The organism is Micromonospora sp. NPDC048935 (assembly GCF_043197875.1).
Classification (GTDB): Bacteria; Actinomycetota; Actinomycetes; order Mycobacteriales; family Micromonosporaceae; genus Micromonospora.
On the sequence record NZ_JBICTZ010000012.1, the window covers coordinates 40,573 to 53,589 of the forward strand.

A 13,017-nucleotide genomic window follows, 5' to 3' on the forward strand; every position below is an offset into this window, starting at 1 on the left:
TCCGTGCAGCCGAGTGGATCATGGAGGGCGGCGCGGTGCCGGCGTCGACTTGCGGGCCGACCGAAAACCGCACCAACAGCAGGTCGGCGGGCCGGGTCGCAAACCGTAACGCGGCACACATCCGGGCCGCTCTATGACCGGCGGGGTGGGTGGGCCGGTAGTAGCCTGACCCGCGGACCCCACCCGGGGAGAACGGCGAGGTGATCATGACGGTGCGTCGACGCGCGGCACGGCTCGCGGCGGTCTGCGGTCTGGTGGGCGGCCTGGTGATGCTCGGCGCGTCTCCGGCGTTGGCCGACGAGGACTCGGTCCGGGTGGGTGCGGCCAGCAGCTTCGCCGCTGGCGGTTCCGCGCAGGCGGTGAACGTGGCGGTGCGCAAGCGCACCGACGGCTGCGTCCTGCTGCGTACCGTGCTGTTTCTCAACCTTGAGCAGCTCCAACCGCACCAGTTGAAGGTCGAGGTCAACGCGGGCGGGCGCTGGTTCCCGGTCGCCGTCACCGGCGGTGGCGGCGCCGTGGGCACCGCGCAGACGTCGCCGTCGAAGCCGACCCTGTGCAAGGGCAAGGGCATCACGGTGCGCTACCGGGTGACGTTCGGTGCCGGTGCCCCGGGCGGCCGGCTCGCCGTGACCGGCGTGGCTGTCAACGCGGCCGGTCAGGAGGTCGGCCGGGGCAGCGACGCGGCGAGGGTGACCGGCGCGCGGGTCACCCCGTCGCCGACACCCTCGAAGAAGGCGACGCCCACCCCGAGCCCGACCGACGTCGCTACGGTCGACGACGCGGCCACTCCGGTGGCGCTGGGAGACGCGTCCGTCGCGCCGGACACCTCGGCCGCCGCTGCCTCGTCCGGCACGTCCCCGGTGATGATCTTCGGCATCGTCATGGTGGCGATCGGCTTGCTGCTCATCGTGCTGCTGGTCCGTCGCTCGCGCCAGGACCGCAAACCGTCCGACGAGCCGCCTGCCACGCTGCCGGGCAACCCCGGCGGCACCACCTACCGGGCCGCCGGTGGGCCGCCGGCCGCGCCCGGTCGCCCCGGCCAGGTGTACGGCCAGCAGCCGCCGACCCCCGGTTGGGGCACCGTGCCGTCCCCGCGCCCCGCGGCGGGCGGGGTCTACGGGGCCCGGCCAGCGGGTGCCGGCGCGCCCCCGGAGGCGACGCAGCCGATGCCGGGAGCACCCGAAACACGGCAGTTGCCCGGGAATCCGCCTCCCGACGACGGCGGTCACACCGTGATCATGCCCCGGCTCCCCGGCTGAGCGGGGCGCGACCCGGACCCTCCGTTACGCTCAGGCTCGGTGTCTACCTGCGGCCAAGGAGTGGAACACGTGTCTGATCTGTCCCAGATTGTGAAGGCGTACGACGTCCGAGGGACGGTGCCGGACCAGTGGGACGAACGGGTCGCCGAGGCGCTGGGCGCCGCGTTCACCCAACTCCTCAACTCCACCGACGAGCCGGGCGACGCGGTCGTCGTCGGGTACGACATGCGAGCCACCTCGCCCGGGCTGGCCGCCGCGTTCGCCGCCGGCGTACGGGCCGAGGGCCGCTCGGTGATCGAGATCGGGCTCGCGTCCACCGACCTGCTCTACTTCGCCTCCGGCTCGCTCGACCTGCCCGGGGCGATGTTCACCGCCAGCCACAACCCCGCTCAGTACAACGGCATCAAGATGTGCCGCTCCGGTGCTCGCCCGATCGGCCAGGAGAGCGGCCTGACGGAGATCCGGGAGCGGGCCCAGGCTCTGCTGGACTCGGGCGAAGCCCGCCCGGCCGGCGCGCCGACCCGGCCGGCCGAGCGGCGCGACCTGCTTCCCGACTACGCCGGCTACCTGCGCAAGCTTGTCGACCTCTCGGGCATCCGGCCGTTGAAGGTCGTCGTCGACGCCGGCAACGGGATGGGTGGCTTCACCGTCCCCACCGTGCTGGGCGACGCCGCCCTGTCGCCGCTGCCGCTGGAGATCGTGCCGCTCTACTTCGAGTTGGACGGCAGCTTCCCCAACCACGAGGCCAACCCACTGGACCCGGCGAACCTGGTCGACCTCCAGCGTGCGGTGGTGGAGCACGGGGCCGACATCGGGTTGGCCTTCGACGGTGATGCCGACCGGTGCTTCGTGGTGGACGAGCGCGGCGAGCCGGTCTCGCCGTCGGCGATCACCGCCCTCGTCGCCGCACGGGAGTTGGCCAAGCACCCCGGCTCCACCGTGATCCACGGCGTGATCACCTCCAGCGCGGTCGCGGAGATCATCCGTGAGCACGGTGGGAAGCCGGTCGTCGCCCGGGTCGGGCACTCCTTCATCAAGGCGGAGATGGCCCGGACCAACGCCGTCTTCGGTGGCGAGCACTCCGCGCACTACTACTTCCGGGACTTCTGGTTTGCCGACACCGGCATGCTCGCGGCGATGCACACCCTGGCCGCGCTGGGCGAGCAGTCGCTGGCGCTGTCCGTGCTGGCCGGCGAGTACGAGCGCTACACCGCCTCCGGCGAGATCAACTCGACGGTGGCCGACCAGGCGGCGGCGGTGGCCGAGGTGCGGGCCGCGTACCCCGACGCGGTGGCCGACGAGATGGACGGGCTCACCCTGCGATTCCCCGACGGCGCCTGGTTCAACCTGCGCGCCTCCAACACGGAGCCGCTGCTGCGGCTCAACGTCGAGGCGCCCACCCAGGATCGGATGGTCTCGCTCCGGGACGACGTGCTCGACCGCGTTCGCCGATAAGATCGCCTGCGCCGGTCGGCACCGCCGCCGGTCAAGCCGCACACCCGGTTGGCACCGCCACCGGTCAAGCCGCACACGTGGAAGGAGCCGTGCCATGGCCCTGGATCCGCAGTTGCTCGAGATTCTCGCCTGTCCGGACACGCACCACGCCCCGCTCACCTACGATGCCGAGGCGCAGACGCTGACCTGCACGGAGTGCGGCCGGATCTTCGAGGTCCGTGACGACGTGCCGGTGCTGCTTCTCGACGAGGCACGCGGCGGCCCGGGGCAGTCCTCATGATCGACGGTACGGCCGGAGTCAGTGGTCGTCGCGACGCCGACGAGGCCCTGCTCGACAACCCGGAGGCGCTGGCCGAGCACGACCCGGGCGGCATGCTCCGGCACACGGCGTCGGCCGGTGCGCAGGTTCGCGAGAGCGCCGCGCTGGCCGCTGAGGCGAACCTGGCGGTGCTCGCCGACGACGGGCGTCCCCGAGCCGTCGTGATCGCCGGCATCGGCACGGCGGGGCGTACCGGAGACGTGCTGGCCACGGTCGCCGGGCCGCGCTGCCCGGTCCCGATCATCGGGCACCGCAGCGCCGGGGTGCCCGGTTGGGTGGGCGCGGCGGACGTGGTGATCGCGGTGAGCGCGTCCGGTCGTAGCCCGGAGGCGCTCGGTGCCGCCGAGGCGGCGCACCGGCGCGGTGCCCGGCTGGTCGCCGTGGGTGCCCCCGACTCGCAGTTGCAGTCGATCGCCGAGCAGGCCCGGGCGCCGTTCATCCCGGTGCCCCGCCGTGCCCCGGCCCGCGCCAGCCTCTGGGCACTCACCGTGCCGGTCCTGCTCGCGGCCCGTTCCCTCGGGCTCGTCAAGGTCAACGAGGCGGACCTGGCGGAGACCGCGGCCCGGCTCGACGCGGACGCGGACCGCTGCCGTTCCGCCGCGGAGTCGTTCGTCAATCCGGCGAAGTCACTGGCCCTGGGCCTGGCCGGCTCGATCCCGATCGTCTGGGGCTCGTCCCCGCTGGCCACCGTGGCCGCCCGCCGCTTCGGTGACACCCTGTCGGCCAACGCCCGCTACCCGGTGGTCACCGGGGCGCTCGGTGAGGCCGGTCGGGGCCGGGTCGGGCTGCTCGACGGCGTCTTCGGCGGCCTGGCCGAGGGTGAGCGGGACATCTTCGCCGATCCGGCGGAGGACGACGGCGAGGGCACTCGGCTGCGGCTGGTGCTGCTGCGCGACGGCGGGCTCAACGCCGAGGACGACACCGACGAGCCGCTCGCCGTCGAGGAGCGCCGCGCGGACGCGGTGCAGACCCTCGCCGAGCGCCGTGGAGTGCGGTGCGACGTGGTGACCGCCGAGGGTGGCTCCGCGTTGGAGCGGTTGGCCTCGCTGATCGCGGTCCCGGATTTCGCCTCGATCTACCTTGCCCTGGCCCATGGGTTGGACCCGATGGCCGTTCCGGCCATCACCGAGATGAAGGAGCTGTCGAACCAGTGAACGACCGTAGGGGGCGGCGCGGCATGCGCGGACCGGTCAGCTTCGTGCGACGAAGCGGAGCGGCGGCGTGAGCGAGCGCAGCGAGCGAACCAGGTGGCTCAGCAGCGCCGCGTCTCAGGTCACCGCTACGCGAATCGGAGCGGTGGCATGAGCGCGAACGGCGGGACGAAGGCGATCATCGCCGCCCTGCTGGCCAACGTTGGCATCGCCGTCACCAAGTTCATCGCGTTCCTGCTCTCCGGGTCGTCGTCGATGCTGGCCGAGGCGGTCCACTCGGTCGCCGACTCCGGCAACCAGGGCCTGCTGCTGCTCGGCGGCAAGCGGGCGAAGCGGGCGGCCACCCCGGAACACCCGTTCGGGTACGGCCGGGAGCGCTACATCTACGCGTTCATCGTGTCGATCGTGCTGTTCAGCATCGGTGGCCTGTTCGCCCTGTACGAGGCGTACCACAAGTGGGGGCACGAGGGCGGGATCGAGTCCTGGCACTGGCTGCCGGTGGTCGTGCTGGTGGCGGCGATCATCATGGAGTCGTTCTCCTTCCGGACCGCCATCAAGGAGTCCAACCACATCCGCGGCAACCAGTCCTGGGTGCGCTTCATCCGCCGCGCCAAGGCGCCGGAGTTGCCGGTGGTGCTGCTTGAAGACTTCGGCGCCCTGGTCGGTCTGGTCTTCGCGCTCTTCGGTGTCGGCATGACGCTGATCACGGGCAATGGCCGGTGGGACGCCGCCGGTACGGCGATGATCGGTGTGCTGCTGGTGGTCATCGCCGTGGTGCTGGCCTTCGAGACGAAGAGCCTGTTGCTCGGTGAGGGTGCCGAGGCGTCCGAGCTGGCCGCCATCGAGCGAGCCGTCACCGCCGGCCCCGAGGTGGAGCGGATCATCCACATGAAGACGCTCTACCTGGGGCCGGAGGAGCTGATGGTGGCCGCGAAGATCGCCGTCCCGGAGTGCGAGAGCGCGCACGACCTGGCCCGTGGCATCAACGCCGTGGAGGCGCGGATCCGCGCCGCGGTGCCGATCGCCCGGGTGATCTACCTGGAGCCGGACGTCTACAGCGCCGCCGCGGCCGAGGCCGGCACGGGTGCGGCCGCCGACACCGCCGTGCCGCAGGACGCGTCGGGCGAGGCGGCCGGGCGGCCCGGGGGCTGACCTGTGGAGCCACTGTACGGACCGATCCGCGACTACGCCTGGGGTTCCCGCTCGGCCATCGCCCTCCTCCAGGGGAGGGTGGTGCCCAGCGCGGGCCCGGAGGCCGAGCTGTGGTTGGGCGCCCACCCGGGTGCCCCGGCCAGGGTGGACCGCGCCGGCCTGCGGGTGAGCCTCTGTGACCTGGTGCGGGACGAGCCGGGGCAGTGGCTCGGCCAGCGGGTGTCCGAGCGGTTCGGCAGCCGACTGCCGTTCCTGCTCAAGGTGCTCGCGGCCGACGCCCCGTTGAGCCTGCAGGCCCACCCCGACGCCGAACAGGCGCGGGCCGGCTACGCGGCGGAGGCGGGGCTTCCCGAGGGGCGGCGCAACTACTCCGACCCGTACCACAAGCCGGAGTTGCTCGTCGCGCTCACCTCGTTCGAGGCACTGTGTGGTTTCCGGGATCCGGCGGAGTCGGCCGAGGCGCTCGCCGCGTTCGGCGTACCGGAACTGGCGCCGGTGGTTGCCGCGTTGCGTGCCGGGCCGGCGGGTCTGCGGACGGCGGTGCGGACGCTGCTCGACTGGCCGGTCACCGAGCGCGACGGGTTGCTGTCCAGCGTGGTGGCCTCCCGGGTCGACAGCCCGGACGCGGAGTTGGCCCGCCGGCTGACCAAGGCGTATCCGGCGGACCCGGGCGTGCTTGTGGCGTTGTTGTTGCACCATGTGCGCCTGGTGCCGGGGGAGGCGATCTGGATGCCCGCCGGCAACCTGCACGCCTACCTGAGCGGCTGTGGTGTGGAGATCATGGCGGCCAGCGACAACGTGCTGCGGGGTGGGCTGACCCCGAAGCGGGTGGACGTCGACGAGCTGGTGCGGGTGCTGCGCTTCGAGGTGCTCCACGACCCGGTGCGGGCCGCACAGCCGGTCGGCCCGGGTGTGGACTGGTGGCCCGTGCCGGTGGACGATTTCGCGTTGCACCGGGTGCGGGTCGGCGCGGCGGTGCCCTCGGCCACGCTGCCGTTGCCCGGCCCTCGGGTGGTGCTCTGTGCCGGTGGTTCGGTCACCGTCGACGACGGTGCCGGCGCGTTGACGTTGGTGTCCGGCGAGGCGGCGATCGGCACGGCGGCCGGGGAGCCGCTGCGGATCAGCGGTGCCGGCGAGGCGTACGTGGCGACCTCCGGACTGGGGTGACTCGTCCGTTCCCGCGACGACACAAGTCCGACTTTTCCGGAATAGCTTGACGACGAGTTGCCCGAGTGTGACTCTATGAGTACGCAGCGTTATCGCGACGACGGTCCGAGAACGTGCGGGGAACCAAACCGGGGGGATGCACGGGGCGGGCGGGGCATGGGCGGGAAAGTCCGTTCAGCACCGACCGCCCCGTGCGCTGTCTGTGGACCGTCCCCCTATCCGGGTCGACGGCGCGCGTAAGGTGGAAGGTCGGCGCAGACATCGTTCGACAGGAGCTTTCATGACCAGCACCCTCCCGGCGTCCCCCAGCGGCACGCCGTCCGAGGCCCGGCCGAGCACCCTCGCCGAAGGCGACTTCAAGGTGGCGGATCTGTCACTCGCCGAGTTCGGGCGTAAGGAGATCCAGCTCGCCGAGCACGAGATGCCCGGCCTGATGGCGATTCGCCGGGAGTTCGCCGAGGCGCAGCCGCTGGCCGGCGCACGGATCACCGGCTCGCTGCACATGACCATCCAGACCGCCGTCCTGATCGAGACGCTGGTCGCCCTCGGCGCGCAGGTGCGCTGGGCGTCCTGCAACATCTTCTCCACCCAGGACCACGCCGCCGCGGCGATCGTCGTCGGCCCGGACGGCACCCCCGAGGCCCCGGCCGGCGTCCCGGTGTACGCGTGGAAGGGCGAGACCCTCCCGGAATACTGGTGGTGCACCGAGCAGGTGCTCGCCTGGCCGGACGGGCAGGGCCCCAACATGATCCTCGACGACGGCGGCGACGCCACCCTGCTCGTACACAAGGGCGCCGAGTTCGAGAAGGCCGGGGCGGTCCCGCCGGTCGAGTCCGCCGACTCCGAGGAGTACGCGGTCATCCTCGAACTGCTGCACCGCTCGCTCGGCGAGGACGGCCAGCGCTGGACCCGGATCGCCGCCGGCATCAAGGGCGTGACCGAGGAGACGACCACCGGCGTGCACCGCCTCTACGAGATGCACCGGGCGGGCACCCTGCTCTTCCCGGCCATCAACGTCAACGACTCGGTGACCAAGAGCAAGTTCGACAACAAGTACGGCTGCCGGCACTCGCTCATCGACGGCATCAACCGGGCCACCGACGTGCTGATCGGCGGCAAGATGGCCGTCGTGATGGGCTACGGCGACGTGGGCAAGGGCTGCGCCGAGTCGCTGCGCGGCCAGGGCGCCCGGGTCGTGGTGACCGAGGTGGACCCGATCTGCGCGTTGCAGGCCGCGATGGACGGCTACCAGGTCGCCACCCTGGACGACGTGGTCGAGCAGGCGGACATCTTCATCACCGCCACCGGTTGCTTCGACGTCATCACCAACGAGCACATGGCCCGGATGAAGCACCAGGCCATCGTCGGCAACATCGGCCATTTCGACAACGAGATCGACATGGCCGGTCTGGCCAAGCGTTCCGACGTCGAGCGGGTCAACATCAAGCCGCAGGTCGACCTGTGGCGCTTCGCCGACGGGCACGCCATCATCGTGCTGTCCGAGGGCCGCCTGCTCAACCTGGGCAACGCGACCGGGCACCCGAGCTTCGTGATGTCGAACTCGTTCGCCAACCAGACGATCGCCCAGATCGAGCTGTTCACCAAGACCGAGGAATACCCGATCGGCGTCTACGTGCTGCCCAAGCACCTGGACGAGAAGGTGGCCCGGCTGCACCTGGGCGCGCTCGGCGCCAAGCTGAGCACGCTGACCAAGGAGCAGGCCGCGTACCTGGGCGTCTCCACCGAGGGCCCGTTCAAGCCGGATCACTACCGCTACTGATCGACGCTCCGCACCGCACCGGGTCGGCTGTTCGCAGCCGGCCCGGTCCGTCGTATCAGCCCCCGGCCCGGTCCGTCCTCTCCGCCCCGGCTCGGCGGGCTCTGCCCCCGGCTCTCAGCCCGAGCGTGGGCCGCGGCGGGTGGGGCGCAACCACGTCCAGGCGCACCAGGCCAGCCAGCCGAGCGACACGATGGTGGCCAGCGCCCGCATCCGCAGCGCGCTGAGCAGCAGGACCACGGCCAGCACCGCCAACCACGGCAGGAATCCCCTCACGGCGGGGATCCTGCCACAGCCGAGGGGCGGCGTCCCGTCGCCGGCCGGCCGGGCCCCGGGGCGCAGAGGTCGAGTGAGCTTGTCGTGTACGACTTGACGAGGCTCCTGGCCAGGGAGCAAGGTATGCCTGCCCTAAGTTGGTTGAGGCGTACCTGATGAACTCGGAGCCCGGATGTTCGCCACCTATCTGATCGGCCTGCGGGAGGGCTTGGAAGCCACCCTGGTGGTCAGCATCCTGGTCGCCTTCCTGGTGAAGTCGCAGCGCCGGGATCGGCTGCCCCAGGTCTGGGCGGGCGTCGGCCTGGCCGTGGTGCTCTCGGTGCTCTTCGGCTGGCTGATCGAGTACACGTCGACCTCGCTGTTGTCCCGCTCCGAGGACCGGGAGCTGTTCGAGGCGATCACCTCCGTCGCCGCCGTGGTCTTCGTCACATGGATGATCTTCTGGATGCGCCGGGCGGCCCGGACCATCGCCGGTGAGCTGCGCGGCAAGCTGACCGATGCGCTGGCCGTCGGCTCGTTCGCGGTCGCCGGGATGGCCTTTCTCGCGGTGATCCGGGAGGGCCTGGAAACCGCGCTGATCTTCTACTCGGCCGCCCAGGGCGCGGCCGGCGACAGTGGTCCGCTGCTCGCGTTGGTCGGCGGCATCGTCACCGCCGTGGTGCTCGGCGTGCTGCTCTACGCCAGCGCCCTGCGGATCAACCTCGGCAAGTTCTTCACCTGGACCGGCGCGCTGCTGATCCTGGTGGCCGCCGGCATCCTCAAGTACGGCGTCCACGACTTCCAGGAGGCCGGCGTCCTGCCCGGTCTGAACGACCTGGCCTTCGACATCACCGGCGTGCTCGACCCGACCACCTGGTACGCGGCCCTGCTCGCCGGCATGTTCAACGTGACGCCGGCACCCACCGTGCTGGAGACGATCGCCTGGATCGGGTACGCCGTGCCGGTCCTCCTGCTCTTCCTGCGGCCGGCCCGGCGCAAGCCGGCACCTGCCCCGACCACCACCGTCACCGAGCGCGGGGCCGCCACCGGCACCGAGGCCGAGGCCGAGGCGGCAACCACGCCGCAGCGTGCCTGACCCCACGAGGAGAGACAGCTCAGATGCGTACCACCCGATTTTTCGCGCTGGCGGCCGTCGGTGTGCTGGCGACGGCCGGTGTGACCGCCTGCTCCGGCGGCGACAAGGACGACCCGGCCGTGGCCGGCGGCCCGATCGCCGTCAAGGCGACGGACACCGCCTGTGAGGTCGGCACCACCGACCTGGGCGCCGGCACCGCCACCTTCAAGATCACCAACTCCGGTGCGAAGGTGACCGAGTTCTACGTGTACGCCGACGGCGACCGCGTCATGGGTGAGGTGGAGAACATCGCCCCCGGTCTCAGCCGTGAGCTGCACGTGGAGTTGCCGGCCGGCACCTACCAGACGGCCTGCAAGCCGGGCATGAGCGGCAAGGGCATCCGGGGTGCGCTCAAGGTCAGCGGCTCGGCGCAGCCGCTGACCGCCGACGCGGCGTTGGCCGGTGCGGCCGAGAACTACCAGCGCTACGTCAAGAGCCAGACCGATGCGCTGCTGGACAAGACCGAGGAGTTCGTGACCGCGGTCAAGGCCGGCGACGTGGCGAAGTCCAAGACGCTCTATCCGGTCGCCCGCACCTACTGGGAGCGGATCGAGCCGGTGGCCGAGATCTTCGGCGATCTCGACCCCAAGATCGATGGCCGCGAGGAGGTCATCGAGGAGGGGATGGAGTTCACCGGTTTCCACCGGATCGAGAAGGACCTCTGGCAGTCCGGCGACATCAGCAAGGACGGCCCGATCGCCGACCGCCTGCTGGTGGACGTCAAGGAGATCGTGACCAAGGCAAACGCCGAGAAGCTCTCCCCGCTCCAACTCGCCAACGGTGCCAAGGAACTGCTCGACGAGGTGGCCAGCGGCAAGATCACCGGCGAGGAGGACCGCTACTCGCACACCGACCTGTGGGACTTCGCCGCCAACCTCGAAGGCTCCAAGGCCGCCGTGTCCGCCCTCCGCCCGGCCCTTCAGCAGCGCAACCCGGAGCTGGTCATGCAGTTGGACACCGAGTTCGCCAACGTCGAGGCGCTGCTCGGCAAGCACCGCGACGGCGACGGGTGGAAGCTGCACACCGCACTGAGCAAGGCCGAGCTGAAGGATCTCTCCGACGGGATCAACGCGCTCGCCGAGCCGATCAGCAAGGTCGCCGCGGCCGTCGCCAAGTAACCAGACAGCAGAAAGAGTTGGTGGGATGAGCGGGAGCAGGTTGACCCGGCGGCGGGCGATCACGCTCGCCGGTGCCGGCGTGGCCGGGATCGCCGGGGTGTCGGCCGGTGCGACGGCGTTGGTCAACGGCTCCCGCGGCCCGGCCGGGGCGGGTGACCACCCGGCCGGGGCCGTGCCGTTCCACGGCGAGCACCAGGCCGGCATCGTCACCCCGGCGCAGGACCGGCTGCACTTCGTCGCCTTCGACGTGATCACCAAGGACCGGGCCCGCCTGGTCGAGCTGCTCGAGGAGTGGACCGCCGCCGCCGCCCGGATGACCGCCGGGCGGGACGCCGGCGTGCTCGGCGCGGTGGGCGGCATGCCGGAGGCCCCACCGGACGACACCGGCGAGGCGCTCGGCCTGCCCCCGTCGCAGCTCACCCTGACGATCGGCTTCGGGCCGACGCTGTTCCGCGACGCCGACGGCCGGGACCGCTTCGGCATCGCCGACCGGCGGCCCGCCGCCCTGGCCGAGCTGCCGAAGTTCCCCGGCGACGCCCTCCAGCCGCAGCTGTCCGGCGGCGACCTCTGCGTGCAGGCGTGCGCCAACGATCCGCAGGTCGCGGTGCACGCGATCCGCAACCTGGCCCGGCTCGGCATGGGCGTGGTGAGCGTCCGCTGGTCGCAGCTCGGCTTCGGGCGTACCTCGTCGACCTCCCGTGACCAGGCCACCGCGCGCAACCTCTTCGGGTTCAAGGACGGCACGGCCAACCTCAAGGCCGAGGACACCGACCTGCTGCGCGACCAACTGTGGGTGCAGCCGGGCGACGGGCCGGACTGGATGACCGGCGGCTCGTACCTGGTCACCCGCAAGATCCGGATGCTGGTGGAGACCTGGGACCGGACGTCCCTGGCCGAGCAGGAGGAGATCGTCGGCCGGACCAAGGGCAGCGGTGCCCCTCTCGGGCGGACCAACGAGTTCGACGAACCGGACTTCGCCGCGAAGGGCGCGGACGGCAAGCCGGTGATCGCCGAGCACGCGCACGTGACGCTGGCCCACCCGAGCCGGAACAGTGGCGCCCAGTTGCTGCGCCGGGGCTACAACTTCGTCGACGGCTCGGACGGCCTCGGCCGGCTCGACGCGGGCCTCTTCTTCATCGCCTACCAGCGTGACCCGCGCCGCCAGTTCGTCCCGATCCAGACCCAGTTGGCGCGGCACGACGTGATGAACGAGTACCTGCGGCACGTCTCCAGCGGGGTGTTCGCCTGCCCGCCCGGGGTACGCGACGGCGGGGACCACTGGGGGCGTGCCCTCTTCGGCTGACCAAGGGTCAGGTTGGCGACAGCGCGACCGGCCCGGGGTGCGGTGGCGCCGGGCGGCGTCGGCGGGGGATCATGATGGCAGCCTGGCCCGGGGCTCATCAGGGCGTCGGGCACCGCAGCGCGTGGCGCCGCCGCGCGGGTTGCGACGAGTGCTTCTTTGGCGGCACCCTGCGTTACCGGCGGACGCCGGTCCCACCGAACCGAACGAGGATGCAATATTAATCCCATGAGAGCCCGCGTACTGGTGGTCGACGACGACCCCGCGCTCGCCGAGATGCTCGGCATCGTGTTGCGCAGCGAGGGCTTCCAGCCCTCGTTCGTGGCGGACGGCGAGCGGGCGTTGGCCGCTTTTCGTGACAGCCGTCCCGATATCGTGCTGCTCGACCTGATGCTGCCGGGTATGAGTGGTATCGACGTCGCGCGGTCGATTCGGGCGGAGTCCGGCGTCCCGATCGTCATGCTGACAGCCAAGAGCGACACCGTGGACGTCGTGCTCGGCCTGGAGTCCGGTGCCGACGACTACGTGGTCAAGCCGTTCAAACCCAAGGAACTGGTCGCCCGGATGCGGGCCCGCCTGCGCCGGGGCGAGGACGTCGCCCCCGAGATGCTGACCATCGGGCCACCGGACAACCAGATCACCATCGACGTGCCGGCGCACACCGTGAGCCGCAACGACGAGGAGGTGAAGCTGACTCCGCTGGAGTTCGACCTCCTGGTCGCGCTCGCCCGCAAGCCCCGTCAGGTCTTCACCCGTGAGGTGCTGCTGGAGCAGGTCTGGGGCTACCGGCACGCGGCCGACACCCGCCTGGTCAACGTGCACGTCCAGCGGTTGCGCGCCAAGATCGAGCCGGACCCGGAGCGACCGGAAATCATCCTCACCGTGCGGGGCGTGGGATACAAGGCGGGGACCGGATAGCCTGGTCGCAC

General features: G+C 71.4%; 12 protein-coding genes. 11 read left to right on the forward strand and 1 reads right to left on the reverse strand.

Annotated elements, in window-relative coordinates:
- The first annotated feature begins 206 nt into the window (after window positions 1-206).
- From ACGFIW_RS27800 to ahcY, 7 genes are all read left to right on the forward strand, one after another.
- Complete coding sequence (locus ACGFIW_RS27800) at window positions 207-1,259, forward strand: hypothetical protein (RefSeq protein WP_393321650.1); 1,053 nt, start codon at window positions 207-209, stop codon at window positions 1,257-1,259.
- A 69-nt stretch (window positions 1,260-1,328) separates the two neighbouring features.
- The gene (locus ACGFIW_RS27805; protein WP_393321653.1) at window positions 1,329-2,714 is read left to right on the forward strand and encodes a phosphomannomutase/phosphoglucomutase; all 1,386 of its coding nucleotides are present in this window, start codon (window positions 1,329-1,331) and stop codon (window positions 2,712-2,714) included.
- Window positions 2,715-2,808: 94 nt separating this feature from the next.
- Window positions 2,809-2,994: a Trm112 family protein gene (locus ACGFIW_RS27810; RefSeq protein WP_091394023.1), complete on the forward strand. Its 186-nt coding sequence runs from the start codon at window positions 2,809-2,811 to the stop codon at window positions 2,992-2,994.
- Window positions 2,991-4,187 (forward strand): SIS domain-containing protein, encoded by a 1,197-nt coding sequence (locus ACGFIW_RS27815; RefSeq protein WP_357802437.1) that lies wholly within the window; start codon window positions 2,991-2,993, stop codon window positions 4,185-4,187. The genes ACGFIW_RS27810 and ACGFIW_RS27815 overlap by 4 nt, the downstream gene beginning before the upstream one ends.
- Window positions 4,188-4,334: 147 nt before the next feature.
- Window positions 4,335-5,336 carry a cation diffusion facilitator family transporter gene (locus ACGFIW_RS27820; RefSeq protein ID WP_393321657.1) on the forward strand — a complete coding sequence of 334 codons (1,002 nt, stop codon included), beginning with the start codon at window positions 4,335-4,337 and terminating at the stop codon, window positions 5,334-5,336.
- Window positions 5,337-5,339: 3 nt separating this feature from the next.
- The gene (gene manA, locus ACGFIW_RS27825) at window positions 5,340-6,503 is read left to right on the forward strand and encodes a mannose-6-phosphate isomerase, class I (RefSeq protein WP_393321660.1); all 1,164 of its coding nucleotides are present in this window, start codon (window positions 5,340-5,342) and stop codon (window positions 6,501-6,503) included.
- A 280-nt stretch (window positions 6,504-6,783) separates the two neighbouring features.
- Window positions 6,784-8,283: an adenosylhomocysteinase gene (gene ahcY / locus ACGFIW_RS27830; RefSeq protein WP_393321663.1), complete on the forward strand. Its 1,500-nt coding sequence runs from the start codon at window positions 6,784-6,786 to the stop codon at window positions 8,281-8,283.
- 114 nt (window positions 8,284-8,397) lie between these two features.
- On the opposite strand, the gene ACGFIW_RS27835 is transcribed toward ahcY, so the two are convergent.
- Window positions 8,398-8,556, reverse strand: coding sequence for a hypothetical protein (locus ACGFIW_RS27835; protein WP_393321665.1), 159 nt, complete (start codon window positions 8,554-8,556; stop codon window positions 8,398-8,400).
- Between the two features lie 172 nt (window positions 8,557-8,728).
- Here ACGFIW_RS27835 and efeU point away from each other — a divergent pair, with 172 nt between their 5' ends.
- The 4 genes from efeU (at window position 8,729) to mtrA (ending at window position 13,006) form a co-directional block, all read left to right on the forward strand.
- Window positions 8,729-9,631 (forward strand): iron uptake transporter permease EfeU, encoded by a 903-nt coding sequence (efeU, locus tag ACGFIW_RS27840; protein WP_393321667.1) that lies wholly within the window; start codon window positions 8,729-8,731, stop codon window positions 9,629-9,631.
- 23 nt (window positions 9,632-9,654) lie between these two features.
- Complete coding sequence (efeO, locus tag ACGFIW_RS27845; RefSeq protein WP_393321670.1) at window positions 9,655-10,788, forward strand: iron uptake system protein EfeO; 1,134 nt, start codon at window positions 9,655-9,657, stop codon at window positions 10,786-10,788.
- 25 nt (window positions 10,789-10,813) lie between these two features.
- The gene (gene efeB / locus ACGFIW_RS27850; protein WP_393321673.1) at window positions 10,814-12,091 is read left to right on the forward strand and encodes an iron uptake transporter deferrochelatase/peroxidase subunit; all 1,278 of its coding nucleotides are present in this window, start codon (window positions 10,814-10,816) and stop codon (window positions 12,089-12,091) included.
- Between the two features lie 225 nt (window positions 12,092-12,316).
- Window positions 12,317-13,006: an MtrAB system response regulator MtrA gene (gene mtrA, locus ACGFIW_RS27855; protein WP_110564421.1), complete on the forward strand. Its 690-nt coding sequence runs from the start codon at window positions 12,317-12,319 to the stop codon at window positions 13,004-13,006.
- Window positions 13,007-13,017: the final 11 nt, after the last annotated feature.

Bases quoted from the DNA above. Each gene is read 5' to 3' on its own strand.
- efeO (WP_393321670.1), top strand. From the start codon at position 9,655: ATGCGTACCACCCGATTTTTCGCGCTGGCGGCCGTCGGTGTGCTGGCG.
- efeU (WP_393321667.1), top strand. From the start codon at position 8,729: ATGTTCGCCACCTATCTGATCGGCCTGCGGGAGGGCTTGGAAGCCACC.
- ACGFIW_RS27815 (WP_357802437.1), top strand. From the start codon at position 2,991: ATGATCGACGGTACGGCCGGAGTCAGTGGTCGTCGCGACGCCGACGAG.
- ACGFIW_RS27810 (WP_091394023.1), top strand. From the start codon at position 2,809: ATGGCCCTGGATCCGCAGTTGCTCGAGATTCTCGCCTGTCCGGACACG.
- efeB (WP_393321673.1), top strand. From the start codon at position 10,814: ATGAGCGGGAGCAGGTTGACCCGGCGGCGGGCGATCACGCTCGCCGGT.
- ahcY (WP_393321663.1), top strand. From the start codon at position 6,784: ATGACCAGCACCCTCCCGGCGTCCCCCAGCGGCACGCCGTCCGAGGCC.
- ACGFIW_RS27800 (WP_393321650.1), top strand. From the start codon at position 207: ATGACGGTGCGTCGACGCGCGGCACGGCTCGCGGCGGTCTGCGGTCTG.
- ACGFIW_RS27820 (WP_393321657.1), top strand. From the start codon at position 4,335: ATGAGCGCGAACGGCGGGACGAAGGCGATCATCGCCGCCCTGCTGGCC.
- mtrA (WP_110564421.1), top strand. From the start codon at position 12,317: ATGAGAGCCCGCGTACTGGTGGTCGACGACGACCCCGCGCTCGCCGAG.